Genomic DNA, 25,031 nt, shown 5'->3' on the forward strand with positions numbered 1-25,031 from the left:
CGCCCGGTGCGCGCGGCGACTCGACGGCCGCGCCGCGGCCGGCGCGCACCGCGCCGGTTCCGGCCGAAGCCAACGCGCTGCCGCCCTCGAACGACCCGATCGGTGATTTCGCCAAGGCGCGCTCCGGCACCGGGGCTGCAGCGGCCACCGGCACCAGCACCGACCCGTTCATGTATTTCGTCCAGGCCGGTGCCTTCCGCACCCAGGAGGATGCCGATGCGCAGCGCGCGAAGCTTTCGCTGATGGGCGTGGAGGCGCGCGTGACCGAGCGCGAGCAGGCCGGCCGCACCGTCTACCGCGTGCGTGCCGGTCCGTTCAACAAGAAGGACGACGCCGACCAGCTCAAGGAACGGCTCGACGGCGGGGGCCTCGAATCGGCCCTGGTCCGCGTCCAGCGTTGAAGCTGCATCGTCTCCAGTTCGCCCGATCCGGGAACTCCATCCCGCATCGCGGGCTCTTTCAAGCCGTACAGAAGGATTTGAAACATGAAACGTCGTGATTTTTCGCTGGCCGCCGCTTCGCTGGGGCTTCTTCCGCTGGCTGCGCCCTCGCATGCGCAGCAGGCCCGTCCCATCAAGGCCGGCACCGACTACATCGTCCTGCGCAAGCCGGCGCCGGTCGATGCGCCCGCCGGCAAGGTCGAGGTGCTCGAGTTCTTTTCCTACAACTGCCCGCACTGCGCGGCCTTCGAGCCTCAGGTGGAAGCCTGGGTCAAGAAGTTGCCGCCCTATGTCGTTTTCCGTCGCATCCCGGTGCCGTTCGTCGGCAACGACACGGAGGCCAAGCAACGCTTCTATTACGCGCTCGAGGCGATGGGCAAGGTCGACGAATTCCAGCCCAAGGTCTTCCAGGCCATCCACCAGCAGCGCCTGAACCTGACTGGCGACGCCGCGATCCTCGCCTGGGTGGAAAAGCAGCCCGGCCTCGATGCGAAGAAGTTCGCCGAGCTGTTCAAGTCCTTCTCGGTGGTCGGCAAGGCCAAGCGCGCCACCCAGCTCACCACCGACTACCAGGTGGCCGGCGTGCCGGCCCTCGGCGTGGCCGGGCGCTGGTACGTCGATGGCGACACGGCGGGCTCGCTCGAGCGCGCGCTCCAGGTGGTCGACTTCCTGATCGCCGAAGCCCGCAAGGGTTGAGCGGCCCGGTGGCGCGCAGGGTGGCGGCGCCTGTCGCCTGCCGTCGCCGCCACGATCTCGTCATTGAAGCCCGCTTCTGCGGGCTTTTTCGTCAAGGCCGCGCGAGGCGGCGTCCACGGGACGCATACAATCGCACAGCAAGTTTCGTGCCTCTATGACATCGCCCTTCTCCTTCACCTCCATTTCTCCTCGTCGATTCGGTCGCGTGCTTTGCCTGGCGCTGGCGCTGGCCGGATGCGCGTCGTTGTCGCAGGCCGAGCAGGCCGACCGGAGCAAGCCGATGAACATCGAGGCCGACGCGATGCGCTATGACGACCTCAAGCAGACCAGCGTGTTCACCGGCAACGTGGTCGTGAACAAGGGCACGATCCAGATCCGGGGCACCCGCATCGACGTTCGCCAGGACCCCGAGGGCTACCAGTACGGCGTGGTCACGGCCGAACCCGGCAAATTGGCGTACTTCAAGCAGAAACGCAACGCCGGCACCGACGAGTGGATCGAGGGCGAGGGCGAAGTGATCGAGTACGACAGCCGCGCCGACAACGTGAAGTTCATCCGCCGCGCGGTCATGCGGCGCCTGATCGGCGCCACGGTGAGCGACGAGAGCAGCGGCCCGCTGATCGTCTACGACCAGAGCAACGACACCTTCACGGTCAACGGCTCCTCGCTGCCGCCGAACGCCGGCGTGGCGACACAGGCGAGCGGCCGCGTCAAGGTCATCCTGACGCCCAAGGCGGCCGCCCCGGCGCCCGGCAGCGGCGGTGCCAAGCCCGCGGCGACCCCGGCTCCGGCTCCGGGCAACAGCCTGCGTTCCACCACCACGCTCGGCGGAGAGTCCAAGAAGTGATCGAAACCGCCGGGTTGAATGGAAGCGATGGCCAGCCGGTCAGCCGGCTGGAGGCGCGCAGCCTGCAGAAGAGCTATGGCAGCCGCACGGTCGTGAAGGATGTGTCGCTCGCCGTGCAGAAGGGCGAAGTGGTCGGGCTGCTGGGCCCCAACGGCGCGGGCAAGACCACCTCGTTCTACATGATCGTCGGGCTGGTGCGGGCCGATGCCGGAGAGATCTGGATCGACGGCGAGCCGATCGCCCACATGCCGATCCACCGTCGCGCGCGCATGGGCCTGAGCTACCTGCCGCAGGAGGCCTCGATCTTCCGCAAGTTGACGGTCGAGGAAAACGTGCGCGCAGTGCTCGAGCTGCAGAGCGAGCCCGACGAACACGGCCGGATGGTGCCGCTCAGCAAGGCGCACATCGACGAGCGGCTGGGCGAACTGCTGGCCGACCTGCGCGTCGACCACCTGCGCGATTCACCGGCGCTGTCGCTGTCCGGCGGCGAACGCCGCCGGGTCGAGATCGCGCGCGCCCTGGCGACGCAGCCGCGCTTCATCCTGCTGGACGAGCCCTTCGCCGGCATCGACCCGATCGCGGTGATCGAGATCCAGCGGATCATCAGCTTCCTGAAGGAGCGCGGCCTCGGCGTGCTCATCACCGACCACAACGTACGCGAGACGCTTGGCATCTGCGATCACGCGTTCATCATCAGCGACGGGCATGTGCTGGCACAAGGCACGCCTTCGGAGATCGTCGACAACGCCGAGGTGCGACGCGTGTACCTGGGCGAACATTTCCGGATGTAGGGGCCTTATCTCGATGAAGCAGGGGCTTTCGCTTCGCGTCTCCCAGCATCTGGCGCTGACGCCGCAACTGCAGCAATCGATCCGGCTGCTGCAGCTGTCCACCCTCGAGCTGAGCCAGGAAGTCGAGCAGATGCTCGACGACAACCCTTTCCTCGAGCGGACGGCCGAAGAGGCGGCGCGCGAGGAGTTCGGGCTGGACGCCGCCGATGCGCCGGTGCGCGACGACGACCGGCAGGCCGAAGGCGACGGCGACTACGCCCCCGGTCCCGCGGCCGCTGCCGCCGAGGTTGCGGTCGCGACACCCGAGGCCGAGACGGCGCCGCTCGACGCCGCCGACGCCGAGCCCGACTGGGAAGGCGACGGCACGGTCGACGTGGCGCCCGACGACAGCGAATGGGGCGGCGATGCGCCCGCGCGCGCCAACAACCTCGGCGACGAACGCACCGACGCCACCGAACTGGCGCGCAGCCACGAGTCGCTGCAGTCCTTCCTGCATCGGCAGGCGCTGGGCCTGAGGCTCAGCGAGACCGACCGCGCCGCGCTGCGCTTCCTGATCGAGTCGCTCAACGACGACGGCTACCTCGAGGATTCGCTGCCGGCCCTGGCCTCGGGCCTGGCCGGCGACGACAACGACCAGTTCGACGACCTGGTGCATCACTTCCAGGTCGCGCTGGGCCTGCTGCAGAGCCTGGAGCCGGTCGGCGTCGGCGCCCGCAACCTCGGCGAGTGCCTGACGATCCAGCTGCGCGCCCTGGCGCACCCCGGCGAGGGTGCCGACGAGGCGCGGGTGCGCCAGACCGCGATCGCGGTCTGCAAGCAGCCGATGGAGCTGCTGGCGCGGCGCGATTTCAAGCGGCTGGCGACGCTCGCGCGCAGCAACGAGGAAGAGGTGCGCGCCGCCCTGCAGCTGATCGCCCGGCTCGAGCCCAAGCCGGGCCGCCGCTTCGTCGACGTCGAGCGCAACGTGGTGGTGCCGGACGTGATCGTCACGCGCATCGCCAACGGCACCAGCACCAACATCAAGTTCCGCGTCATGCTGAACCCCGAGGTCATGCCGCGGCTGCGCGTGCACGACATCTATGCGGGCGCGCTCAAGCAGCACAAGGGCGAGGGCAGCCAGGCGCTCTCGCAGCGGTTGCAGGAGGCGCGCTGGTTCATCAAGAACATCCAGCAGCGCTTCGACACCATCCTGCGGGTGTCGAACGCGATCGTCGAGCGGCAGAAGAGCTTCTTCGTGCACGGCGAGCTGGYGATGCGCCCGCTGGTGCTGCGCGAGATCGCCGACGAACTCGGCCTGCACGAATCGACCATCAGCCGCGTGACCACCGCCAAGTACATGGCGACGCCTTACGGCACGTTCGAGCTCAAGTACTTCTTCGGCTCGGCGCTCGGCACCGAGACCGGCGGCAATGCCTCGAGCACCGCGGTGCGGGCGCTGATCAAGCAGTTCGTGAGCGCCGAGGACCTCAAGAAACCGCTGTCCGACAGCCAGATCTCCGAGATGCTCAAGGAGCAGGGCATCGAATGCGCACGCCGCACCGTCGCGAAGTACCGCGAGGCGCTGCGCATCGCGCCGGCCAATCTGCGCAAGGCGCTCTAGGGCGTGCTGGTGCGCGGGTGGCGGCTCGGTGCGGCATTGGCGGCGGCGGTGCTTCTGGTCGGCGGCTGCGCGATGCTGCCGGCCGATGTCGAGCGCCCGCCCTCGAGTGCCATCACGGCCTCGGGCGCGACCGCGCTGGGCCGGATCGTCAAGGCCTCGTCGCCCGATCCGGATCTGAGCGGTTTCCGGCTCATGCCCGGCGGCGACTTCGCGCTCGACACGCGGCTGCAGCTCGCGCGCCGCGCCGAGCGCACGCTCGACGTCCAGTACTACCAGATCGAGAACGACGACACCGGCCGCTACTTCCTGCGCACCCTGCGCGATGCGGCCCTGCGCGGCGTGCGCGTGCGGCTCCTGATGGACGACCTCTACACCTCGGGCGAGGACGACCTGCTGCTGGCGCTGGCCGCCACGCCGAACCTCGAGCTGCGGCTGTTCAACCCTTTCCCAGCCGGCCGCGGCAGCCTGCTGCAGCGCTTCTCGAGCTCGCTGTTCGACTTCGACCGCGTCAATCGCCGGATGCACAACAAGCTCTTCATCGCCGACGGCGCGATGGCGGTGGCAGGCGGGCGCAACATCGGCAGCCAGTACTTCACGCAGACCGCCGGCGCGAACTTCCTGGACATCGACACCTTCGTCGCCGGCGCCCTGGTGAAACGCCTCGGCAGCCTGTTCGACCTGTACTGGAACAGCCCCTACGTGCGGCCGATCGGCAGCGTGGTCGCATCCTCGCTGCCGCGCGAGGAGCTGCAGCAGCGCTTCGATCAGGCCACCGGCCCCGCAACCACGGCGGCGCCGCGYCCGCCGGCACCGAACGACGTGCTGGGCTACGCGCCGCTGGGGCCGGAGCTGAAGGACGGCGCCCGGCTCGGCCTGATCTGGACCCTGGCCGAGGCCTATGCCGACTCGCCCGACCGTGTRGTCGGCAAGACCGCCTCCTATGGCGGGGTGCCGCTGCTCGACGTCGACAGCGTGCGCTACAACGTGATCGAGCAGATGCGGCGCTCGCGCGCCGAAGTCACGCTGGTGTCGCCCTACCTGATCCCGGGCCAGGCGGGGCTGGAGGTGATGCGCGAGGTCCGCGGGCGCGGGGTCCGGATCAGCGTCGTCACCAATTCGCTGGCGGCCACCGACGAGCCGCTGGTCCAGACCGGCTACCGGCGCTACCGGCCCGACATGCTGCGGCTCGGCGTCGAGATCCACGAGCTGAGCTCGGCACGCACCAAGCGCAGCGTGCGGCTCGGCCTGTTCGGCTCGCAGGTCGGCCGGCTGCACGCGAAGGCGGCGATCTTCGATCGCAGGGCGCTGTTCCTGGGCTCGATGAACTTCGATCCGCGCTCGGACACCCACAACACGGAGATCGGCCTGTTCATCGCCAGCCCCGAGTTGGCGCAGCAGGTCCTGAAGCTGCTCGACGTGCTGAAGCAGCAGGGCGCCTACCGGGTGCGCTTCGCCGACGGCGGCGAAGCGCTCGAATGGGTCAGCCGCGAGGGCGAGGCCGAGGACGTGCTCACCGTGGAGCCCGACTCGGGCCTGTGGGACCGCGTGATGCTGGAACTGCTCGCGCCGCTGGCGCCGGAGAGCCTGCTGTAGCGCTACTGGATGTTGATGGCCTCGACCTGCACCAGCAGCCTCACCTTGTCCTCGAAGCCGAAGGCGAGCCCCCAGCTGATGCCCCACTGGCTGCGCTCCACCGTGGTCTCGAAGTCGCCGCCGCAGATCTGGCGATTGATGAGCGGACTCAGGTAGCAGTTGAAGCGGTTGGCCTTGAGCGCCACGGGGCGGCTCTTGCCCATCAAGGTGAGCGTGCCGTTGACCTGCGTGACCTTGTCGCCGCTGAAGTCGATCTGGTCGGCGACGAAGCGGGCGGTTGGAAACTCGGCCACGTTGAAGAAGTCCTTGCTCAGCAGGTGCCGGTTGAGCAGGTCGACGCCGGTGTTGATGGAGCTGATGTCCATCGTGATGTCGATCTTGCCGGCGGTGCCCGAAGGGTCGATCTTGACCTGGCCGTCCTTGGTGCTGAAGCGGCCGCGGTTGGTGGTGGTGCCGTAGTGGCCCATCTCGTAGTTGACGAAGGTGTGGGTCGGGTCGACCACGTAGCTCGCGCCCTTGGCAGGGCCGCCGGCCGGCTTGGCGGCCGCCTCGGGTGCGTGCTGGGCGCCGGCCAGTGCCGCCGCGGTCGCCAGCGCGGCGAGTGTGAGCAATTTCTTCATGGCGCGCTTTCGGATGAAGGTGGAAACATCGAAGGATTTCACAGCGGGCCGAGGCCGGTCAGCACCAGTTTGAAGCGCACCTGCACGTCGTCGGCCACCATCGACGTGTCGGTCCATTCGCCTTCKCCGATCCTGAAGGCGAGGCGCTGGATCGTAAGGCTTCCGGTCGCGGTCGACTGGCCATAGGACTGCATGATCTCCACCGGCACGACCACGTCCCGGCTGCTGCCCTTGATGGTCAGCCGGCCGGCGACCTCGAAGCGGCCGCTGCCCAGCGCCTTGATGGCGCTGGAATGGAATTCCGCCTTCGGGAAACGGTCGCTGTCGAACCAGGTGGGCCTGGGCAGCTCGGCATCGGTCTGCGGGATGCCCAGGCTGGCGCTGGCGACATCGATCTGCAGCGCGACGCTGCCGTCTTCGGGCTTGCGCGGGTCGAGGGCAATCCGGGCATCGAACTTCCTGAACACGCCTTCCACCGGCACGCCCATCTGCTTGAACACGAAGGCGATCCGGCTCGGGGCCGGCAGCAGTTTCGCCGGTGCCGGCGGCTCGGCGGCGGCCGTGCCGGCGACGATCAGCGCCGCCGCGCACCACCCGCGGCAGGCCATGGCAAGGAGGGTCATGGGAGACGTTGCCGGGGTGAAAGGGGCGACATGCGGTCGAGCAGGCCATCGCGGTCGACGAAGTGGTGCTTGAGGGCGGCCGCGGCGTGGACCAGCGCCGCCGCGGCGAGGCCGAAGGCGCCGATCTTGTGCAGCGGCTTGAGCACCGCCTCGGCGAAATCCTTGTCGACCGGCACGAAGTCCGGCAGCGGCAGCACCCCCAGCCACACGACCGGGAAGCCCAGCGAGGAGCTGTAGGCCCAGCCCAGCAGCGGCACGGCGAAGAAAAGCAGGTAGAGCAGCAGGTGCAACCCGCGGTGCGCCGCCCATTGCCAGCCCGGCATGGCCGCCCGGATGCGCGCCGGCAGGGACGGCGGCGGGTGGGACAGGCGCCACAGCAGGCGCACGGCCGACAGCGCCAGGATCGTGATGCCGGCCCACTTGTGCCAGTTGTAGAGCCTGAGTCGCAGCGGCGAGAGCGGCAGACCGGTCATCGACAGGCCGAGGCAGACGGCGCCGAGGATCGTCAGCGCGAGCAGCCAGTGCAGGGCGATCGCCACCGGGCCGTAGCGCGGGGCGTCGTTGGAATCGACCAAGGGTGTCGGCAGCGCGTCGGGCATGGCCGAAGCATAGGCGGTTCAGCGTTGCGCCTGCCGCAGCAGCGCGTGCAGCATCGCGGGCTGCACCGGCTTGCGCAGCGCCTGCCAGCCGCGCTCGCGGGCCAGTTGCTGGGTGGCGTCGTCGATGTCGGCCGAGACCAGCGCGATGGCGAGGGAGGGGCGTCGGCGCTGCAGCTCGGTCGCCAGCGCGATGCCGTCGAGTTCGCCGGGCAACCGGATGTCGCACAGCGCGATGCCGAAGACCGAGAGATCGGGCAGCGCGAGCGCCTCGGCGGCGCTGGTGCAGACCTCGGGCCGCGCGCCCCAGAGGCGCAGCAGCGCCGCGATGCTGTCGGCCACCACGAGGTTGTCCTCGACCACCAGCACGACCAGCCCGGGAGCGAGCCTCCGCGTCTGCGGCGTCAATGCGGGCTCGACGCCCGCGGCGGGCGAGGGCGCCAGCGGCACGCCCTGCGGCGCGGCCGGCAGCACGAAGGCGAACACCGACCCGCGTCCTGGCGCCGAGCGCAGCATGATCTCGACGCCCAGCCGCAATGCCAGCCGCCGCACGATCGCCAGGCCCAGGCCGTGGCCGCGCTGCAGGTTGCGCTCGACGTTGCCGATCTGCTCGAAGTCGCCGAACACGCGCTCCTGGGCCTCTGCCGGGATGCCGATGCCGGCGTCCCGGACCTCGATCCGCCAGGCCTCGCCGCGCTGGCGGCAGGCCAGCAGCACGCGGCCCCGGGGCGTGAACTTGAGCGCGTTGTCGACCAGGTTGCCGAGGATCCGGCGCAGCGCGACCGCATCGGTCCAGACCACGGCGGTCGCCGGGCAGCGCACCCGCACGCGGCCGCTGGCAGCCTGGCGCGCGAACTCGTGCAACAGCGGCGCCAGCGCGACCGCCACCGGCGAGATCGGGTCGGCGGCGGCCTCGATGCGCCCGATCTCGAGCAGCTGGTCGGTGAGCCCCTCGAGCGCCTGCTGGGCCTTCGACAGCGCGGCGACGGTGCCCAGCACGCTGAGCGTGTCCTCGCCGGCACTCAACTGCTGGCGCAGCACCTCGGCATGCAGGCCCATCGCCATCACGGGCTGGCGCAGGTCGTGGTTGGCGGCCGAGAAGAAGCGCAGGCGCTCGGCCTGGGCCTGCTGCGACGCGTGCAGGCCGGCCAGCGCCCGCGCGCGCAGCGTGCTTTCGTTGTGGCGCAGGCCGATGTTCTCCTCGAGCTGGCGGGCGCGCTCGGACACCAGCTTCCAGACCATCGCGAGCAGGCCGATGCCGAGCACCGACAGCACCTTCATGGTCGGCGCCCCGAAGGCCAGGCCCATGACGATCACCGGCGCCAGCAGCAGCGCGATCGCAAGCTGCATGGCCGGGGTGTAGTAGGAGACCGAGAAGGCCGAGGACAGCGTCATCGCCATCACCACCAGCCCGATCATCAGCTGCGCCGTGGGATCGGCCGGGTTGAAGAGCAGGACGCCGGCCAGGCCGTGGGCGCCTTCGTGCACCGCGATGCGCAGCGTGTGCAGGCGCAGGGCGGGCGGCAGGTTCGCGGGGGTCAGCGGCTGGGGCAGCCGCTGCGGGAAGAAGCCGCGGTAGGCGGTGGTGGCGGCGATCAGCGCAATCCAGACGATCGCGTGCGGCACCGAGTACTGCCAGGCGAACAGCGCCGCCACGCCGCAGTCGAGCAGGAACTGGAAGAGCAGCACCAGCCCGCTGGGCTGGGCGCTGAGCCGCAGCACCTCGCAGCGGATGGCAAACCCGTTGGCGCTGGAGGCCTCGGGGGATGCGGGGAGGGGCGAGGAGCTCATCGGCCGGTCCACTATAGAACAGCAAGCCGCTGGCGGGGGGCTCCGTCGAGGCGACAATCGCACGGTGAACGATCTTTCGCTTTTCCTCCCTTGCGCCGCCGGCGTCGAGGATTTCCTGGCGCAGGAAGTGCATGCGCTGACCGGCCGCGTGGGGCAGGACCTGCTCACGCTGCGCGGCGGGGTGCGGGTGCGCGCCGACTGGCGCGACGCGCTCAAGCTCAATCTCCACAGCCGGCTCGCGCAGCGCGTGCTGATCGAGCTCGCGCAGGCGCCCTACCGCAGCGAGAACGACCTCTACGCGATCGCCAGCGGCGTCGCCTGGGAGATCTGGTTCACGCCGAAGCAGACCTTCAAGATCGAGACCACGGCGCAGCACAGCCCGCTGCAGAGCCTCAACTTCGCCACCCTGCGCATCAAGGACGCGATCGCCGACCGCTTCCGCGCCAAGGCGGGCGGCGTGCGGCCGAGCATCGAGACCCAGTGGCCCGACTGCCGCGTCTTCGCGCACCTCACGACCGACCTCTGCACGCTCTACATCGACACTTCGGGCGAGCCGCTCTTCAAGCGCGGCTGGCGGCAGGACAAGGGCGATGCGCCGCTCAAGGAAACCCTGGCCGCGGCGATGCTGGCGGCCAGCGGCTGGTGGAATCCGGAGACCGGTGCGGTCTCTGTCGAGCCGCTGTACGACCCCTGCTGCGGCAGCGGCACGATCGCGATCGAGGCGGCGCAGATCGCGTCCGGCATCGCGGCCGGCTCGCTGCGGCGCTTCGGCTTCGAGAAGCTGCTGCCGTTCCAGCCGCATGTGTGGGCGGCCCTGAAGGCCGGGGCGGTGCCGGCGCCGACGCAGCCCGCGCCGGCGATCTTCGGCTCGGACGTCTCGCACCGCATGGTCGACTTCGCCGAGCGCAATGCCGAACGCGCGGGCGTGTCGGCGGCGATCCAGTTCCGCGGCGGCGATGCGCTGCAGCGCATGCCGCCGGCCGAGTCGGGCGTGATCGTGCTGAACCCGCCCTACGGCGAGCGGATCGAGGTCGGCGGCGTGGCGCGCGGCCGCGAGGACGCGCAGACCGAGGATGGCGGCGAGTTCTTCGTCCAGCTCGCCAGCCACTGGAAAAAGAACTACGCCGGCTGGACCGCCTGGGTGCTGACGCCCGACCTGCAGTTGCCCAAGCGCATGCGGCTCAAGGAGTCGCGCCGGGTGCCGATGTGGAACGGGCCGATCGAATGCCGGCTGTTCAGGTTCGACATGGTGGCGGGGTCGGCGCGGAAGGTCTGACGCGTCGGCCCGGATTGGCGTTTCGGGCCAGAATGCGGCTCTCGCAGAAACCCGCATTTTCATGACCGATCTGTCCGCCTTCCCGATCACCCAGAAATGGCCCGCCGTTCATCCGGACCGGCTGCAGCTCTATTCCCTGCCRACGCCCAACGGGGTCAAGGTGTCGATCATGCTGGAGGAGACCGGCCTGCCCTACGAGCCGCACCTGGTCAGCTTCGAATCGAACGACCAGACCTCGCCGGAATTCCTCTCGCTCAGTCCGAACAACAAGATCCCGGCGATCCTCGATCCGAACGGGCCGGGCGGCAGGCCGCTGGCGCTGTTCGAATCGGGCGCGATCCTGCTTTACCTCGCAGACAAGACTGGCAAGTTCATCCCGCAGGAACCCGCCGGCCGCTACGAAGCGATCCAGTGGCTGATGTTCCAGATGGGCGGCATCGGTCCGATGTTCGGCCAGGTCGGTTTCTTCAACAAGTTCGCCGGCAAGGACTAYGAGGACAAGCGGCCCCGCGACCGCTATGTGGCCGAAGCCAGGCGCCTGCTGAAGGTGCTCGACCGGCAGCTCGAAGGGCGCGACTGGATCCTCGGCGACGGCTACTCGATCGCCGACATCGCGACCTTTCCCTGGGTACGCAACCTGATCGGCTTCTACGAGGCCGGCGAGTTGGTCGGCATGGCCGACTTCCCGAACGTGATGCGAGCCCTCGATAAGTTCCTGTCCCGGCCCGCGGTCGCGGCCGGCCTAGGCATCCCGAAGCGCGGCTGAGGCGGCGTGACTGAATTGCCCCCACGCTCCCCCACTGCGTGTGGGTCGCTGCCCCCCGAGGGGGCCGCAGGCCGCCTTGGGGCGGCCCGGCGCCGGCCTGAGCCCCCACGCTCCCCCACTGCGTGTGGGTCGCTGCCCCCCGAGGGGGCCGCAGGCCGCCTTGGGGCGGCCCGGCGCCGGCCTGGTGTCGTCATCGACACCAACATCGCGCTCGACCTGCTGGTGTTCGACGACCCCGGCCATGCGGCGCTTGCTGCGGCGCTGGACGCCGGCGAGCTGCAATGGGTCGTCACCGCGGCGATGCGCGACGAACTCGCGCGCGTGCTCGACTATCCGCTGATCGCCGCCCGCCTGAAGACGCGGGGGCGGGCGGCGGGCGAGGTCCTGGCGGCCTTCGACGCCCGCACGCGCCAGGTCGACGGCGTGCCGGCACGCGCGCCTTGCGCTTGCCGCGACCCCGACGACCAGATCTTCATCGACCTCGCGGTGGCGCAGCGGGCACGGCTGCTGAGCAAGGACCGGGCCGTGCTGTCGATGCGCAAGCGGCTCGCGCCGTGGGGCGTCGAGGTGTCCAGGGACTGGCGCCGGCCCTAGCCGCCGTACCACCGCGCCAGCAAGCGCGCCACGGCCCGCACCCGCTGCGTGTCGCGCCCCCAGCGCCGGCCCGCGGGCAGGTGCCGCAGCCAGCGCATGCGCCGCGCCGCGACCGCCAGGCGGTCGCGCACCTCGTCGCTCGCCTGGTCCAGCATCGCGTGCCAGTGCGCGGCGGCCGCATGCGGCGACGCGGCGTCGACCAGCATCGCGGTGGAATGCAGGTAGCTGAGCCAGTCGCGCGCCTGGCATYCGGCCAGCGGCAGCGTCTCTCCGGGGTCGTCCTCGAAATCGATGTAGCCGATCGTGCCGTCCGGGCACTGCACCAGATTGCGGTCGAAGGCCTGGCTCAGGTAGGTTTCGCGCGCATGCACGATGGCGATCGCGGCCAGGCCCTCGCGCCAGGTCGCCAGCAGCGCCACCGGCCCCACGGCGGCGGCCTGGTCGAGCCGCTCCTGCAGCACCACCGGAGGGCGGCCGCTCTGGCCGAGGTCGGAGATCAGCAGGCCGTCGCCCTGCTGCGCCAGCACCGCCGGCACCCGCAGGCCCGCGGCACCGAGCTGGCGCAGCCGGTCGGCCTCGATCGCGATCGCCGCCTCGCCGCCCGGATTCGGCACCGGCCGCAAGACGTCGAGCCGCAGCGCCCCGGCGATGGCCGCCAGCAGGTGGTAGCGCAGCTTGCCGTGGCGCGGGCCGGCCTTCTTGAGCCAGACCCGCTCGTTGCCGAAACGATGGCTGGCGACCGCCCGCGCCTGCTGCGGCAGCGCGGTGCGCAGGAACTCGGCGTAGTCGCCGGGCTGCGGCGCCGTGCCCGGTTCCAGCGGCGCCGGTGCCGACGCCATGCCCTTGCGCATCTGGACGCGTGTGGGCGATCCGCCCCGTCTGACCGGGTTCATGGGGACATGGCGAGAGGCTGGAAGCTCTGCGCGCTGGCGAGCGGCCAGTAGGTGCGGAACACGCTGTGCTGGCCGTCGAACCGCCCGAGCAGCGCGCCGGGCTGCACCTGCATCACCAGGTTGCTGAGCAGCCGCACCTCGGTGTCGGAGATGCGGCGCACGATGTGGTGGGCCGTGATCTGCTGCGGATGGTCGAGGCCGGCGGCCTGCACCAGTTCCTGCAGCGCATGCAGCGTGCTGCGGTGGAAGTTGCGCACCCGGTCGGCCTTGGTCGGCACCACCAGCGCCTGCTGGCGTACCGGGTCCTGGGTGGTCACGCCGGTCGGACAGAAGCCGGTGTGGCAGGCCTGGGCCTGGATGCAGCCCAGCGACATCATGAAGCCGCGCGCCGCGTTGCACCAGTCGGCGCCCAGCGCCATCATGCGCGCCAGGTCGAAGGCGGTGATCACCTTGCCGGCGCAGCCGATCTTGACGCGGTCGCGCAGGCCGACGCCGATCAGCGTGTTGTGGACCAGCAGCAGGCCTTCCTGCAGCGGCGCGCCGACGTGGTCGCTGAACTCGACCGGTGCCGCGCCGGTGCCGCCTTCGGCACCGTCTACCACGATGAAATCGGGCGTGAGGCCGGTCTCCAGCATCGCCTTGACGATCGCGAACCATTCCCACGGATGCCCCAGGCAGAACTTGAAGCCGGTGGGCTTGCCGCCCGACAGCACGCGCAGCCGGGCGATGAAATGCATCATCTCGGTGGGCGTCGAGAAGGCGCTGTGGGAGGACGGCGAGACGCAGTCGACGCCCACCGGCACGCCGCGCGCGGCCGCGATCTCGGACGTCACCTTGGGCGCCGGCAGCACGCCGCCGTGGCCGGGCTTGGCGCCCTGGCTCAGCTTGATCTCGATCATCTTGACCTGCGGGTCGCCCGCATTGGCGACGAAGCGCTCCTCGCTGAACGAGCCGTCGTCGTTGCGGCAGCCGAAGTAGCCCGAGCCGATCTCCCAGATCAGGTCGCCGCCGTGCACCCGATGGTGCGAGGAGATCGAGCCCTCGCCGGTGTCGTGCGCGAAGCCGCCCATCTTCGCGCCCTGGTTGAGCGCCTTGATGGCATTGGCCGAGAGCGCGCCGAAGCTCATCGCCGAGATGTTGAAGACGCTGGCGCTGTAGGGCCGGGTGCAGGTTTCGCCCGCGGGCGAGGCCGGGTTCGGCGTCGCGCCGATGACGATGCGGAAGTCGTGGTCGGCCAGCTTCGTCGGCTGCATCGAGTGGTTGATCCACTCGTAGCCGGCGATCGCGACGTCGAGCTGGGTGCCGAAGGGCCGGTTGTCGGGCTCGCCCTTGCTGCGCTGGTAGACCAGCGAACGCTGGGCGCGCGAGAACGGCGCGGCTTCGGCGTCGCTCTCGATGAAATACTGCCGTATCTCGGGCCGGATGTACTCGAGCAGGAAGCGCAAGTGACCGATGACGGGGTAGTTGCGCAGGATGGCGTGGCGGGTCTGGCRCAGGTCGTGCACGCCGGTGCCGCAGAGCACGCCGAAAACCGCGAGGGCGATCCATGCGGTCCAGCGGTCCGGCACGAGCAGAACCGCCACCACGCTCGCGACCAGGCCGGCCGCGCACAGCGCGAACGCGGTGTAGCGCGCCGGGAACGGCGCAATCGTCGATGTCGAAATAGGGAGTCTCCGGAAGCCTTGCTGCATCATAGAGGGCTGCATTCGTAACGCCATGACAACCCAGCCCGACACCCCGACCCCCGCCCAGCCCGACAACGCACCGCTCGGCCCCGACGATTTCGACGCCCAGGACCAGGTCCTCGACGCCCTGCGCGAGCACGACGACGAGACGCCGCAATGGGAGTTCTGCGAGGGCTTCATGGCCGCGCTGGTCTGCACCCGGCGCCCCATCGAGCCGGCGGAATACTGGCCGGTGCTGCTCGGCGAGGGCTTCGTGCCGGCGCAGCACATGGAGTTCGTCTGGCGCTGGAAGCGGCGCTGGCGCGAGATCGAAAGCGGCCTGGACGCCGATGTGCAGTCGCTCGACGACGAGCGCACCTGGCAGCCCGAGGTGCTCGACACCCGCGGCGCGATCGCGGCGCTGCCCGAGGAAGAGCGCGCCGAGATGGCCGGCGAGGCGATCCCGTCCTTCGCCCAGGTCTGGGCGCTGGGCTTCATGTTCGCGGTCGAGAACTGGCCCGAGGACTGGGCGCCGCCGCGCGACAAGGAAGCGGCGCAGATGCTCGACGAGGCGCTCGACGCCATCGTCACGCTGACCGAAGACGACACCGGCAAGCCCGCGCTCTCGATGTACGCCGAGGACGGCCCGCCCAGCGTGAGCCAGCAGCGGGTCGACGACTTCGGCGCCGCGATCTGGGCCGTGTACGACCTGCGCCAGCTGTGGCGCAGCATGGGGCCGCGCGTGGAGACGATCCGCAAGGAAGCGACCCCGGGGCGCAACGATCCCTGCCCCTGCGGCAGCGGAAAAAAATTCAAGAAGTGCCACGGGGCGTAGGGGCTCGCCCCCAGGTTGGCTCACTTCGTGTAGCCGCCCACCCCCTACCGGGGGCAACACCAGCGGCCCGGCGAAGCCGGTTCCGCGGTGTTTCACCAACGGGCCTGGCTGCGCCGGCCGGGGGCGCCCAGCGCGGCTCCTGGAACATCCGTCTGGCGAAGGCGGGCACTTGAACGCCGCACCGGGTGGGTTGTCTGCGCGCGCCGCCTGGGCCATGGTCCTGGCGCTGTGCACCGCGTTCGCGCTGAGCCAGGCCTTTCGCACCGTGGGCGCGATCATGGCCAGCCAGCTGCAGGCGGAGTTCGTGCTCTCGCCGCAGGCGCTCGGCCTCTTCTCGGCCGCCTTCCATTTCGCGTTCGGCGCGATGCAGCTCTTCATGGGCATCGGCATCGACCTGCACGGCGTGCGCCGCACCGTGCTGACCGCGTTCCCGCTCGCCATCGCGGGCGCACTGCTGTCGGCGCTGTCCACCGACTACGGGGTGCTGGTGGCCGGCCAGGTGCTGATCGGCATCGGCTGCGCGCCGGCCTTCCTGGTCTGTACGGTGTTCATCGCGCGGCATTTCCCCGCTGCGCGATTCGCTTCGGTGTCGGRGCTGGTGCTGGGCATCGGCAGCGTCGGCATGCTGCTGACCGGCACGCCGCTCGCGTGGCTGGTGCAGGAGCGCTCGTGGCGCATGGGCTTCGTCGTCCTGGCGGCGGCCTCGGCGCTGGCCTGGCTGGCGATCTGGCACCGGGTGCGCGAGCCGGCGCGGCCGGACAGCCCGCCGAAGGAGTCGGTGGCGCAGGCGCTGCGGCAGTTCGGCGCCCTGTTCGCGCTGCCGCACACGTTCGGCATCATGGTGCTGGGGGCCGTGACCTATGCGGCCTTCATCTCGCTGCGCGGGCTCTGGCTCGGGCCGCTCCTGATCGAGCGCCATGGCTATTCGCTGGTGCAGAGCGGCCATGTGGCGCTGGTCGTCTCGCTGGTCTCGCTGGTCGGGCCGCCCCTGTTCGGTCAGCTGGACCGGGACGGTCCGGCGCGGCGTCGCCGCATCATCGGCTGCAGCCTGGTCTACGCCGGGCTGTTCGCGGCGATTGCCTTTTTCACGCAGGCCTGGGTCGATGTCGGCGCCACGATCCTGATCGGGCTGCTCGGAGGCTTCATCGTCTGGCAATACGCCGACGTGCGGGCGGCCTATCCGGCGGCGATCACGGGCCGCGCGATGGCGGTCTTCACGATGGCGATGTTCCTCGGCGTGGCGCTGATGCAGTGGGTCACGGGCGCCGCGGCCTCGTGGGGTGCGGCCCATGGCATCGAGGCCTTCCGCGCCGTGCTGGCGACCATCGCGGGGCTGCTGGTCGCCGCCACCGTGGCGTTCGCCTGGCTGCCGGCGCCGGACGCTTCAAAATGGAGCCCTTCGAGAAATCCACATTCATGACCGAAACCACTCCCACCCCGCCACCGCTGCCCGACCATCTGTCGATCGACCCGCGCAGCCCGCATCACGTCGCCGAAGTCTTCGAACACGACATCGGCATCCGATTCAACGGCAAGGAGCGCAAGGACGTCGAGGAGTACTGCATCAGCGAAGGCTGGATCAAGGTGCCCGCAGGCAGGACGCTCGATCGCAAGGGCAAGCCACTGCTGATCAAGCTCAAGGGCAAGGTCGAAGTGTTCTATCAGGGCTGAGCCGGTCCGGCCACCACCATGCGCTTCCCGATGCGACCCTTCGCCACCCTTTCCCTCCTCACGCTTGCGGCCATCGCCGCCGGATGCGCGTCGCGACCCGCCCCGCGGGTCACCTGGCTCGGCGACGGCGTGTTCAAGTCGCCCACCGCGCAGGAGGCGGAGGCCTACTGCCGCAACTTCGGCGCACCGATGCGCTTCCTGGATGCCAAGGGGCCGGGCACCCCGACCGGGGAAGTCACCTACCGCTGCGACTGAGCCAGTCCGGCGCCGGGCCGCCCCAAGCCGGACTGCGCCCCCTCGGGGGGCAGCGACGACACGCAGTGCGGAGCGTGGGGGCCGGAGTCCGGCGCCGGGCCGCCCCAAGCCGGACTGCGCCCCCTCGGGGGGCAGCGACGACACGCAGTGCGGAGCGTGGGGGCCTGAGCCCTCAGATCTTGAACGCCCGCTGCACGTCCGGGCGCACCAGGTCCGCGTAATCGCGGTGCTTGCGGATATAGCCGGCGATGAACTGGCAGACCGGAATCACGTGCTTGCCGTCGGCCCGTGCCTGGTCGAGCACGTGACGCGCGAGCGCCGATGCCACGCCCTTGCCCTCGAAGGCCTGCAGCACCTCGGTGTGGGTGAACATGATGGCCTCGCTCAGCAGGTTGTATTCGCAGTAGCCCGCGAGTTCGCCGCCGATGCGGGCCTCGTAGCGGTGCTCGGCGGGGTTGTCGGCGATCGTGATGTCGGTCATGGGTGTTCCGTGGAGGCAGGTCAGGGGTTGCGGGCGAGAAAGGCCGCGAGGTTCGCCGCGGCGGTGGTGCGCACCTTCTTCTTCAGCATCGGCGACCAGCCCAGCAGCAGGCCGGGCGCGCCCAGTGCCTGCCGCGACCAGCGCCAGAAGTCGAAGCGGTCGCGCTGCGTGGCGATGAGGCCCTCGGGCGTGAAGGTGAAGCGCGAGTCGATCGCGTTGTCGACGATGCGCCCGGTGGCGCTGAAGAGGTAGTGCGCGTCCCAGTGCGCCTTGCCGCTCGTGGCGTCGGCCTCGAGGTCGCGGTAGCTGAGCTTCCAGACCGCGGCGCCCTTGGCCTTTGTGCCGCCGCAGAGCATCTTCCACATGCCGCCGACCTCGCGCGCTCCGCGCAGCGAGAAGGCCTCGTCGTCGAAGCGCGCCTCGGGCGCATAGCAGCTCGCCATGGTGTCGGCGTCGAGCACGGCGAACGCGTCATAGAGGCGGCGGAGGGTTTGTTCGGTGCGCATGCGCCATCCTAATTCAGCCGGTCGCCGCGACCACACCAAGTGAGGGAGCGTGGGGGCTCAGGCTCTCCGCACCAGCTCTGCGAGCGTCTGCAGCGCGTATTGCACCGTGGCCGCGCGCACCGTGGCGCGGTCGCCGTCGAAGCGGCGGCGCTCGGTGCGCACGCGGCCGTCCACCGACCAGCCGAACCAGACGGTGCCGACCGGCTTGTCGGGCGAGCCGCCGGTGGGCCCGGCGACGCCGGTGACCGCGACCGCGGCCTGGGCCTGCGAGCGCGCGATCGCGCCTTCGGCCATGGCCCGCGCCACCGGCTCGCTGACCGCGCCGTGGGCCTCGATCAGTGCTGCGTCGATGCCGAGCAGCTCGGCCTTGGCCGCGTTCGAATAGGTCACGAAGCCGCGCTCGAACCAGGCGCTCGAGCCGGAGAGATCGGTGCAGGCGCCGGCGATCAGGCCGCCGGTGCAGCTCTCGGCGGTGGCCATCATCCAGCGCCGGTGCTGCAGCAGTTCGGCCAGCTGAAGCACCAGTGCGGGAACGTCGAGGTCGGGAGGGGGGATCGGGGAGGGGTTCATCGTCACTTCACCATGCACGCCAGGCGGCGATGACCAGCAGCGTGCAGAAGGCCGCCACCAGGTCGTCGAACAGGATGCCCAGGCCCGCGGCACTCCAGCGCATCGTCCCGGCGTCGGACCCGTGGGGCTTGAACAACCGGTCGGCCCAGCCGACCGGGCCCGGCTTGACGGCGTCGAAGAAGCGGAACAGGCCGAAGGCGATGAGCTGGGCCAGCAGGCCGCCGGGCAGCACCAGCCAGAGCACGATCCAGAAGGCGACCACCTCGTCCCAGACGATGCTGCCGGGGTCGGCCACCCGCATGTGGCGCGCCGTGACCGTGCAGGCCCACCAGCCGATCGGCAGCGAGGCCAGGATCACCCAGCCGATCGCGGCGCTCGACAGCCAGCGCTCCATCACCAGGAACGCGACCCAGGCCCAGAGCGTGCCCACGGTGCCGGGTGCGTGGCGCGGCAGGCCGGAGCCGAAGCCCAGGGCGATCAGGTGCGCGGGATGCGCGAACAGGAAGCGCAGCGTCGGGCGAAACGGGACGGCGGGAGAGGGCGAATCGGGATCGGCTTGCATCAGCCCGCAGTGTCGCGCATCTTTGGCCCGGAGGCGGGGAGCGGCGTGATGCGGTAGACGCAGCGGCGCGCGCCTGCGATCAGATGTTCCTCGCGGCGCAGGCGGCCCTGCGGACCGGCGACCTCGCGAAACACATCGAGTTCGGAACGGCAGAAGCCCTGGCAGGTCTCGGCGGCGGCGCAGATCGGGCAGTGGTCCTCGATCAGCAGCCAATCGTGGCCGTCGGGCTCCAGCCGTGCCATGTAGCCTTCGTCGTCGCGCAGCGCGGCGAGCTTGCGCAGCCGCGGCTCCAGATCCTGCAGGTCCCGGCAGGCTTCCAGGTAGGCAGCGCGGGAAGCGCTCTCGCGCCGCGCAATGAGCTGCTCGAGCCCGGCTTCGCCGAACACCTCGCGCACCGTGTCGATCAACGTCCGCGTGAGTTCGGCGTGCCGGTCGGGAAAACGCGCGTGCCCGCTGGCGCTCAGCGACCAGGCCTGGCCCGGCCGCCCGACGCCGGAGGGCGCCTCGCTGACGCCGCGCACCAGCCCGGCGTCGGCCAGCTTGTGCACCTGCTGTCGCACCGCCTCGGTCGTGGTCTGCAGCCAGGCGGCCAGCGCGGCCGTCGACGTCGGGCCGCGGCTTTTCAGCAGCAGCAGGATGCGGTCGGCCGTGGAACTGGACGTCATATTCCCCAAGATTTTACTTGTCTAATTGCGAGTGACTGCTAATATGCAAGCAGTTGCTTTGATAATATGCCTGCCCGGCAGCCTCGTTCCGCCATGACCTCGCTTTCTTCCGCTGCCGTCCCGACCCGCACCGCTTCATGGGGCGAATTGTTCTCGGGGCGCAACGCCTGGCGGGCCGTCGCCGTCACTGGCGGGGTCGCATTGCATGCGATCAACGTGCACATCGTGACCACGGTGCTGCCCTCGGTCGTGCAGGACATCGGCGGCGTCGCCTGGTACGCCTGGAACACCACGCTGTTCGTGGCGGCGTCGATCCTCGGCGCATCGCTGTCGGTGCGCCTGCTCCAGGAACTGGGGCCGCGCCGGACCTACCTGGCGGCGCTGGCGGTCTTCGTGCTGGGCAGCGTCGGCTGCGCGACGGCCCCTGGCATGGCCTGGATGCTGGCCGGGCGCACCGTGCAGGGGCTGGGCGGCGGCGTGCTGGCGGCGTTGAGCTATGCGCTGATCCGCTTCATGTTCGAGGCCAGCCTGTGGCCGCGCGCGGTCGCGCTGGTCTCAGGCATGTGGGGCGTCGCGACCCTGTGCGGTCCCGCGGTCGGCGGCGTCTTCGCGCAACTGGGCCACTGGCGCTGGGCCTTCTGGGCCCTGCTTCCGGTCGCGCTGGTCCAGGCCCTGATCGTCAGCGTGCAATTGCCGTCGCGTGCCGGCGCGGCCGAGCGGGAGGCCCCGCGCGCCGCCCTGCCGATCGGCCAGATCCTGCTGCTGATCGCCTCGGCTCTCTGCGTCGCGACGGCGAGCCTGTTCGACACGCTGCCCGGCCAGATCGGCCTGGTGCTCTTCGGCCTGGCACTGGGCGTGGTGCTGGCGCGCGTCGACCGGCGGGCGACGGTCCGGCTGCTGCCCACCGGCGCCTACGCGCCCTTCACCGCGTTCGGTGCGATCTATGCCTGCGTCGCGCTGCTCCTGATCGGCACCGACACGGAGATCTTCGTGCCCTACTTCCTGCAGACGCTGCACGGCCATTCGCCGCTGGCCGCGGGCTATCTCACGGCCGCGATGGCGGGCGGCTGGAGCGCCGCATCGCTGCTGTCCGCGGGCCGCACGGGTCCGCGCGCCGACCGCATGCTGCGCCTCGGCCCGGTGGTCAGCACGCTGGGCCTGCTCGGGCTGCTGCTGCTCGTGCCCGTGGTGCGCTTCACGCCGGTGTTCCAGACGCTCGGCCTCGGTCTTGCGCTGGCCTGCACCGGCTTTGGCGTGGGCATGGGGTGGCCGCATCTGCTGACCCGGGTGCTGACGCTGGCGCGGCCTGGCGAGGAGAACCTGGCGTCGGCATCGATCACGACCGTGCAGCTCTACGGCATGGCGATCGGCGCCGCAGTGGCCGGCCTGGTGGCGAATGCCGCAGGGCTGACCGAACCCGGCGGCGCGGCGGGCGCGCAATCGGCGGCCGCGTGGCTGTTCGCAAGTTTTGCGCTGGCGCCGGCGCTGGCGGCCCTGCTGGCGCAGCGTTTTGTTGCTGCGCGGGGCTGATGAGCCCCCACGCTCCCTCACTTCGTGTGGTCGCTGCCCCCCAAGGGGAAGCTGCAGGCCGCCCGTCCGTGCGAAGCGCGGACTTCGCCGCGCTGGCGGCCCGGCGTCGGCCTGAGACTGGCGATCAGGCCGGCTGGAAATGCTGCGAAATGCGGCGGGCCACGGCCTGGGGGGTGGTGCGCAGCGCATCGACGGCGCAGGCGCCCAGGAACAGGCCGTCGAACTTGAGTTCCACCTGCGCGAAATAGCGGCCCAGCGATTCGCCCGCATCGCGCAGGCAATGCTCCAGCGCGACGAAGTCGCGGCTGGCCTCCTGCGCCGCACCGCCCTGAGCGCTGATGCGGTGGCAGTAGGCATCCGGTCCGATGCGTTGGATGTCGATCAAGGGCTTCATTCGGCGGGGCGCAGGCAGTGGTTCGTCAACGGATTGGCTTTGGCGCCTGAATCGTCGCGGCAAGGCGGCCGTGGGTAAATAGTCCATTTGGACCGGTTCGACTTCGCGCAGAATCGTCGCGTCATGCTGCCCGCCCGAATTCTTCTCATCGACGACCACGCGTTGTTCCGTTGCGGGCTCCGCATGGTGCTCGCCTCCGGCATTCCCGAGCTGGAGGTGGCCGAGGCGAGCTCCCTGGAAGAGGGGCTTCGCTCGGCGATGGACGAACCCGCGCTGGTGCTGCTCGATATCCAGTTGCAAGGGCTCAACGGGCTCGAGGGCATCGCGCTCGTAAAGCGCAAATGGCCGCAGGCGGCGGTGGTCATCCTGTCCTCCGATGCCGGGCCGCACAACGTGCGGATGGCGTCGGAGCGCGGCGCGGCGGCTTTCGTCTCGAAGGCCGGCACCGCCGACAACATCCTGACCGTGATCGAACAACTGCGGCGCGGCGAGCCGACCACCGCCGGCACGCCGGCGCCGACGGGCGGCGGGTCGCCCCAGTTGCTGACGCCACGCCAGTCCGAGGTGCTCGACCTGCTGTGCCAGGGCCTGCCGAACAAGGTCATCGGACGCCGCCTCGGGCTGTCGGAGAACACGGTGCGCGGGCACGTGCAGGCGGTGCTGGCGGCGCTGCAGGTGTCGAGCCGTTCGGAAGCGGGCTTCGCGGCGCGCCGCAGGGGGCTGGTCGCCTGATGTCCAGATTCCCGCGCCTGGCCGATGGGCGCACGCTGGTCGAGCAGCTCCGGCTGCAGCTCGGCAACATCGGCAGTTCGGTCATCCCGACGATCCTGGTCGCGCTGCTGCTGGTCTGGGTGCTCTCCAACGACAGCAATGCGCTGGCGCTGCGGCTCTGGGCCGGCACGGTGATCCTGATCAAGCTGTATTGCGCCCGTGATGCCCGCCGCACGCTGGCCTGCGAGATCTCGTACGAGCGCGCGCGCCGCCTGGTGTGGCGGCAGATGACGCTCAACTTCATCGACGCCGCCGCGTGGGGCGCGCTGGCGTGGGTGGCGCTGGGCACCACCTCGGTCACCGGCAGCATTCTTGTGATCGCGGTGCTCGCGGGCGTCGCCGGCAGCTCGATGTCCTCGCTGTCGCCGGTGCTGCCGGTGTTCGTCGTGTTCGGCACGGTCGAGGTGGCCGTGGTGGCMGCCAAGCTGGTGCTGCTGGGCGACCCGGCCTACAACGCGCTGGGGGTGGCTGCCGTGCTCTACGTCGCCACGCTGCTCGGCCAGGCGCGCAACAGCGCCCGGGCGGCGCGCGCGGCGATCGACCTGCGCTTCGAGAACCTCGAACTGATCGAACGGCTGCAGGTGGAGACCGGCCATGCGCAGGCGGCGCAGCTGAAGGCCGACCAGGCCAACCTGGCCAAGTCCAAGTTCCTTGCCGCCGCCAGCCATGACCTGCGCCAGCCCATCCATGCGCAGGGACTGTTCCTCGAGGTGCTGGCCCGCAGCAAGCTGTCGGCCGCCCAGTACGACGCCCTGGCCAACGCCCGCGCCACCTGGCATGCCTCGGCCGAGATGCTCGACACCCTGCTCGACTTCTCGCGCATCGAGGCCGGCGTGGTCGAGCCCCAGATGCAGGACTTCCCGCTGCAGCCGTTGCTCAACCGAATGGAGAACGAACTGGCGCCGCAGGCCGACGCCAAGGGCATCGTCTACCGCTCGCGCGAGACCCATGCGGCGGTGCGCTCGGACCCGGCGCTGGTGGCGCTGATCCTGCGCAACCTGGTGTCGAATGCGATCCGCTACACCGACAGCGGCGGGGTGCTGGTCGCCTCCCGCCGGCGCGGCAGCGAGCTGCTGATCGAGGTCTGGGACACCGGCATCGGCATCGAGCCGACCCAGCATCGCGAGATCTTTCGCGAGTTCCATCAGCTCGGCAATGCCGAGCGCGACCGGCGCAAGGGCCTGGGGCTGGGCCTGGCCATCGCGCAGGGCCTGGCGCGTGCCCTGGGCCACACGCTGTCGCTGGTGTCCGAGCCGCAGCGCGGCAGCGTCTTCCGGCTCGCGCTGCCGCTCGCGCAGATGGGGGTGGCGAGCGCCGGGCTGGAGGTTGCCGCGGGCCACGCGCGCGTCTTCGACGTCCGGGTGCTGGTGATCGATGACGACGAAGCGGTGCGCGCCGGCATGCGGCAGCTGTTGAGCGCCTGGGGCTGCGAATGCGACGTCGCCGACTCGATCGAGGAGGCCCTGGCGCTGGCGCGCGCGAACCCGCCGGGGCTGGTCATCAGCGACTATCGCCTGCGCGAACTCCGCACCGGTGCCGAGGCGATCACCACGCTGCGGGCCGAGTTCGGCGAGCGCCTGCCCGCGCTGCTGATCACCGGCGACACCGCACCGCAGCGGCTGCGCGAGGCCCGTGCCAGCGGCGTTCCGCTGCTGCACAAGCCGGTGTCTCCCGACCAGCTCTACCGCGGACTGACCTGCGTGCTGAACGAGCTCGAAATCGATTCCGCGTTCGCGGTGCTCGAAGAGGTACCGATGGAACGCCGGCGGCGCGCCTGAACGGCCCGAGCCCGCTCAGGCGAAGTGGTCGAAGGACGCGAAGCGCTGCGCCACGGGGGCGCCTTGGGCATCGACCAGGCGCAGCCCCGCCTCGGGCTCGATGACGCCGATGCGCGTGACCGGCGTGGCGCTCGCGCGGGCCGCCTGCTCGACCGCGGCGCGCGCCGAAGCGGGTGCCGTGAAGGCGAGTTCGTAGTCGTCGCCGCCCGCCAGGGCGCAGGCG

General features: G+C 70.4%; 28 protein-coding genes and 1 pseudogene. 16 read left to right on the forward strand and 13 right to left on the reverse strand.

Translation table 11 applies throughout. The features are described from left to right. The 6 genes from AC1D2K_RS06380 to AC1D2K_RS06405 all read left to right on the forward strand — a co-directional run. Nucleotides 1-401, forward strand: a 401-nt coding sequence (locus AC1D2K_RS06380; RefSeq protein ID WP_478087219.1) for an SPOR domain-containing protein, incomplete at its 5' end; no start/stop codon positions are given. Between the two features lie 84 nt (nt 402-485). Continuing rightward, nucleotides 486-1,136, forward strand: coding sequence for a thiol:disulfide interchange protein DsbA/DsbL (locus AC1D2K_RS06385; RefSeq protein WP_478087221.1), 651 nt, complete (start codon nt 486-488; stop codon nt 1,134-1,136). 154 nt (nt 1,137-1,290) lie between these two features. Beyond that, nucleotides 1,291-1,983: a lipopolysaccharide transport periplasmic protein LptA gene (gene lptA, locus AC1D2K_RS06390; protein WP_478087222.1), complete on the forward strand. Its 693-nt coding sequence runs from the start codon at nt 1,291-1,293 to the stop codon at nt 1,981-1,983. Further along, nucleotides 1,980-2,774 carry an LPS export ABC transporter ATP-binding protein gene (gene lptB / locus AC1D2K_RS06395; protein ID WP_478087224.1) on the forward strand — a complete coding sequence of 265 codons (795 nt, stop codon included), beginning with the start codon at nt 1,980-1,982 and terminating at the stop codon, nt 2,772-2,774. The genes lptA and lptB overlap by 4 nt, the downstream gene beginning before the upstream one ends. 13 nt (nt 2,775-2,787) lie before the next feature. After that, the gene (locus AC1D2K_RS06400; RefSeq protein ID WP_478087226.1) at nt 2,788-4,374 is read left to right on the forward strand and encodes an RNA polymerase factor sigma-54; all 1,587 of its coding nucleotides are present in this window, start codon (nt 2,788-2,790) and stop codon (nt 4,372-4,374) included. A gap of 72 nt (nt 4,375-4,446) precedes the next feature. Next, on the forward strand, nt 4,447-5,967 hold the full coding sequence (locus AC1D2K_RS06405) for a phospholipase D family protein (RefSeq protein WP_478087262.1): 1,521 nt from the start codon (nt 4,447-4,449) through the stop codon (nt 5,965-5,967). A gap of 2 nt (nt 5,968-5,969) precedes the next feature. Here AC1D2K_RS06405 and AC1D2K_RS06410 read toward each other — a convergent pair whose 3' ends face one another. From AC1D2K_RS06410 to AC1D2K_RS06425, 4 genes are read right to left on the reverse strand one after another with little or no spacing between them, the layout of a single operon-like run. Further along, nucleotides 5,970-6,587: a YceI family protein gene (locus AC1D2K_RS06410; RefSeq protein ID WP_478087227.1), complete on the reverse strand. Its 618-nt coding sequence runs from the start codon at nt 6,585-6,587 to the stop codon at nt 5,970-5,972. A gap of 38 nt (nt 6,588-6,625) precedes the next feature. Next, nucleotides 6,626-7,210 carry a YceI family protein gene (locus AC1D2K_RS06415; protein ID WP_478087229.1) on the reverse strand — a complete coding sequence of 195 codons (585 nt, stop codon included), beginning with the start codon at nt 7,208-7,210 and terminating at the stop codon, nt 6,626-6,628. Next, on the reverse strand, nt 7,207-7,809 hold the full coding sequence (locus AC1D2K_RS06420) for a cytochrome b (protein WP_478087231.1): 603 nt from the start codon (nt 7,807-7,809) through the stop codon (nt 7,207-7,209). Before AC1D2K_RS06420 ends, AC1D2K_RS06415 begins: the two co-directional genes overlap by 4 nt. Before the next feature lie 18 nt (nt 7,810-7,827). Further along, the gene (locus AC1D2K_RS06425) at nt 7,828-9,597 is read right to left on the reverse strand and encodes a sensor histidine kinase (RefSeq protein ID WP_478087233.1); all 1,770 of its coding nucleotides are present in this window, start codon (nt 9,595-9,597) and stop codon (nt 7,828-7,830) included. Nucleotides 9,598-9,661: 64 nt separating this feature from the next. On the opposite strand from AC1D2K_RS06425, the gene AC1D2K_RS06430 reads away from it, so the two are divergent. From AC1D2K_RS06430 to AC1D2K_RS06440, 3 genes are all read left to right on the forward strand, one after another. After that, on the forward strand, nt 9,662-10,873 hold the full coding sequence (locus tag AC1D2K_RS06430; RefSeq protein ID WP_478087235.1) for a THUMP domain-containing class I SAM-dependent RNA methyltransferase: 1,212 nt from the start codon (nt 9,662-9,664) through the stop codon (nt 10,871-10,873). A 61-nt stretch (nt 10,874-10,934) separates the two neighbouring features. Then, nucleotides 10,935-11,639, forward strand: a complete 705-nt coding sequence (locus tag AC1D2K_RS06435; protein WP_478087237.1) for a glutathione S-transferase N-terminal domain-containing protein — start codon at nt 10,935-10,937, stop codon at nt 11,637-11,639. A gap of 132 nt (nt 11,640-11,771) precedes the next feature. Continuing rightward, nucleotides 11,772-12,233, forward strand: a complete 462-nt coding sequence (locus AC1D2K_RS06440) for a putative toxin-antitoxin system toxin component, PIN family (protein WP_478087264.1) — start codon at nt 11,772-11,774, stop codon at nt 12,231-12,233. On the opposite strand, the gene AC1D2K_RS06445 is transcribed toward AC1D2K_RS06440, so the two are convergent. Beyond that, the gene (locus AC1D2K_RS06445; protein ID WP_478087239.1) at nt 12,230-13,126 is read right to left on the reverse strand and encodes a hypothetical protein; all 897 of its coding nucleotides are present in this window, start codon (nt 13,124-13,126) and stop codon (nt 12,230-12,232) included. The genes AC1D2K_RS06440 and AC1D2K_RS06445 overlap by 4 nt on opposite strands. Continuing rightward, nucleotides 13,123-14,832, reverse strand: coding sequence for an FMN-binding glutamate synthase family protein (locus tag AC1D2K_RS06450; protein WP_478087241.1), 1,710 nt, complete (start codon nt 14,830-14,832; stop codon nt 13,123-13,125). Before AC1D2K_RS06450 ends, AC1D2K_RS06445 begins: the two co-directional genes overlap by 4 nt. A gap of 10 nt (nt 14,833-14,842) precedes the next feature. Here AC1D2K_RS06450 and AC1D2K_RS06455 point away from each other — a divergent pair, with 10 nt between their 5' ends. The 4 genes from AC1D2K_RS06455 to AC1D2K_RS06470 all read left to right on the forward strand — a co-directional run bounded on the left by AC1D2K_RS06455 (nt 14,843) and on the right by AC1D2K_RS06470 (nt 17,551). After that, nucleotides 14,843-15,625, forward strand: a complete 783-nt coding sequence (locus AC1D2K_RS06455) for a UPF0149 family protein (protein WP_478087243.1) — start codon at nt 14,843-14,845, stop codon at nt 15,623-15,625. 214 nt (nt 15,626-15,839) lie between these two features. Beyond that, the gene (locus AC1D2K_RS06460) at nt 15,840-17,045 is read left to right on the forward strand and encodes an MFS transporter (protein ID WP_478087266.1); all 1,206 of its coding nucleotides are present in this window, start codon (nt 15,840-15,842) and stop codon (nt 17,043-17,045) included. Further along, complete coding sequence (locus AC1D2K_RS06465) at nt 17,042-17,296, forward strand: DUF3297 family protein (RefSeq protein ID WP_478087244.1); 255 nt, start codon at nt 17,042-17,044, stop codon at nt 17,294-17,296. Before AC1D2K_RS06460 ends, AC1D2K_RS06465 begins: the two co-directional genes overlap by 4 nt. Before the next feature lie 18 nt (nt 17,297-17,314). Beyond that, entirely contained in the window at nt 17,315-17,551 is a 237-nt protein-coding gene (locus AC1D2K_RS06470; protein WP_478087245.1) for a hypothetical protein, read from the forward strand. 172 nt (nt 17,552-17,723) lie between these two features. Here the strand turns inward: AC1D2K_RS06470 and AC1D2K_RS06475 are convergent, their stop codons facing one another. The 5 genes from AC1D2K_RS06475 to AC1D2K_RS06495 are packed head-to-tail and all read right to left on the reverse strand — an operon-like array spanning nt 17,724 to nt 20,335. Beyond that, nucleotides 17,724-18,032 carry a GNAT family N-acetyltransferase gene (locus AC1D2K_RS06475; RefSeq protein ID WP_478087247.1) on the reverse strand — a complete coding sequence of 103 codons (309 nt, stop codon included), beginning with the start codon at nt 18,030-18,032 and terminating at the stop codon, nt 17,724-17,726. Nucleotides 18,033-18,052: 20 nt separating this feature from the next. Beyond that, nucleotides 18,053-18,538: a nuclear transport factor 2 family protein gene (locus AC1D2K_RS06480; RefSeq protein ID WP_478087248.1), complete on the reverse strand. Its 486-nt coding sequence runs from the start codon at nt 18,536-18,538 to the stop codon at nt 18,053-18,055. Nucleotides 18,539-18,595: 57 nt separating this feature from the next. After that, complete coding sequence (locus AC1D2K_RS06485) at nt 18,596-19,108, reverse strand: CinA family protein (protein WP_478087250.1); 513 nt, start codon at nt 19,106-19,108, stop codon at nt 18,596-18,598. A 7-nt stretch (nt 19,109-19,115) separates the two neighbouring features. Further along, nucleotides 19,116-19,670, reverse strand: coding sequence for a phosphatidylglycerophosphatase A family protein (locus tag AC1D2K_RS06490; protein WP_478087252.1), 555 nt, complete (start codon nt 19,668-19,670; stop codon nt 19,116-19,118). Continuing rightward, nucleotides 19,670-20,335, reverse strand: a complete 666-nt coding sequence (locus tag AC1D2K_RS06495; RefSeq protein ID WP_478087254.1) for a helix-turn-helix transcriptional regulator — start codon at nt 20,333-20,335, stop codon at nt 19,670-19,672. The genes AC1D2K_RS06490 and AC1D2K_RS06495 overlap by 1 nt, the downstream gene beginning before the upstream one ends. A gap of 93 nt (nt 20,336-20,428) precedes the next feature. Here AC1D2K_RS06495 and AC1D2K_RS06500 point away from each other — a divergent pair, with 93 nt between their 5' ends. Next, nucleotides 20,429-21,865 (forward strand): MFS transporter, encoded by a 1,437-nt coding sequence (locus tag AC1D2K_RS06500; protein ID WP_478087255.1) that lies wholly within the window; start codon nt 20,429-20,431, stop codon nt 21,863-21,865. A 124-nt stretch (nt 21,866-21,989) separates the two neighbouring features. Here AC1D2K_RS06500 and AC1D2K_RS06505 read toward each other — a convergent pair whose 3' ends face one another. Further along, nucleotides 21,990-22,259 carry a hypothetical protein gene (locus tag AC1D2K_RS06505; RefSeq protein WP_478087257.1) on the reverse strand — a complete coding sequence of 90 codons (270 nt, stop codon included), beginning with the start codon at nt 22,257-22,259 and terminating at the stop codon, nt 21,990-21,992. 123 nt (nt 22,260-22,382) lie between these two features. Between AC1D2K_RS06505 and AC1D2K_RS06510 the strand changes: the two genes are divergently transcribed. Beyond that, the gene (locus AC1D2K_RS06510) at nt 22,383-22,991 is read left to right on the forward strand and encodes a response regulator (RefSeq protein ID WP_478087259.1); all 609 of its coding nucleotides are present in this window, start codon (nt 22,383-22,385) and stop codon (nt 22,989-22,991) included. After that, nucleotides 22,991-24,808 (forward strand): ATP-binding response regulator, encoded by a 1,818-nt coding sequence (locus tag AC1D2K_RS06515; protein WP_478087261.1) that lies wholly within the window; start codon nt 22,991-22,993, stop codon nt 24,806-24,808. Before AC1D2K_RS06510 ends, AC1D2K_RS06515 begins: the two co-directional genes overlap by 1 nt. Nucleotides 24,809-24,823: 15 nt before the next feature. On the opposite strand, the pseudogene AC1D2K_RS06520 reads toward AC1D2K_RS06515, so the two are convergent. Continuing rightward, nucleotides 24,824-25,031 (reverse strand): annotated as a pseudogene (locus AC1D2K_RS06520) (thiamine-phosphate kinase); the annotation flags it as partial.

Source organism: Variovorax sp. P1_H12_2, from assembly GCF_056405335.1.

Coding starts and splice junctions, on each gene's coding strand:
- AC1D2K_RS06385 (WP_478087221.1), top strand. CDS start 486: ATGAAACGTCGTGATTTTTCGCTGGCCGCCGCTTCGCTGGGGCTTCTT.
- lptA (WP_478087222.1), top strand. CDS start 1,291: ATGACATCGCCCTTCTCCTTCACCTCCATTTCTCCTCGTCGATTCGGT.
- AC1D2K_RS06410 (WP_478087227.1), bottom strand. CDS start 6,587: ATGAAGAAATTGCTCACACTCGCCGCGCTGGCGACCGCGGCGGCACTG.
- AC1D2K_RS06420 (WP_478087231.1), bottom strand. CDS start 7,809: ATGCCCGACGCGCTGCCGACACCCTTGGTCGATTCCAACGACGCCCCG.
- AC1D2K_RS06425 (WP_478087233.1), bottom strand. CDS start 9,597: ATGAGCTCCTCGCCCCTCCCCGCATCCCCCGAGGCCTCCAGCGCCAAC.
- AC1D2K_RS06455 (WP_478087243.1), top strand. CDS start 14,843: ATGACAACCCAGCCCGACACCCCGACCCCCGCCCAGCCCGACAACGCA.
- AC1D2K_RS06465 (WP_478087244.1), top strand. CDS start 17,042: ATGACCGAAACCACTCCCACCCCGCCACCGCTGCCCGACCATCTGTCG.
- AC1D2K_RS06470 (WP_478087245.1), top strand. CDS start 17,315: ATGCGCTTCCCGATGCGACCCTTCGCCACCCTTTCCCTCCTCACGCTT.
- AC1D2K_RS06475 (WP_478087247.1), bottom strand. CDS start 18,032: ATGACCGACATCACGATCGCCGACAACCCCGCCGAGCACCGCTACGAG.
- AC1D2K_RS06480 (WP_478087248.1), bottom strand. CDS start 18,538: ATGCGCACCGAACAAACCCTCCGCCGCCTCTATGACGCGTTCGCCGTG.
- AC1D2K_RS06485 (WP_478087250.1), bottom strand. CDS start 19,108: ATGAACCCCTCCCCGATCCCCCCTCCCGACCTCGACGTTCCCGCACTG.
- AC1D2K_RS06490 (WP_478087252.1), bottom strand. CDS start 19,670: ATGCAAGCCGATCCCGATTCGCCCTCTCCCGCCGTCCCGTTTCGCCCG.
- AC1D2K_RS06495 (WP_478087254.1), bottom strand. CDS start 20,335: ATGACGTCCAGTTCCACGGCCGACCGCATCCTGCTGCTGCTGAAAAGC.
- AC1D2K_RS06500 (WP_478087255.1), top strand. CDS start 20,429: ATGACCTCGCTTTCTTCCGCTGCCGTCCCGACCCGCACCGCTTCATGG.
- AC1D2K_RS06505 (WP_478087257.1), bottom strand. CDS start 22,259: ATGAAGCCCTTGATCGACATCCAACGCATCGGACCGGATGCCTACTGC.
- AC1D2K_RS06510 (WP_478087259.1), top strand. CDS start 22,383: ATGCTGCCCGCCCGAATTCTTCTCATCGACGACCACGCGTTGTTCCGT.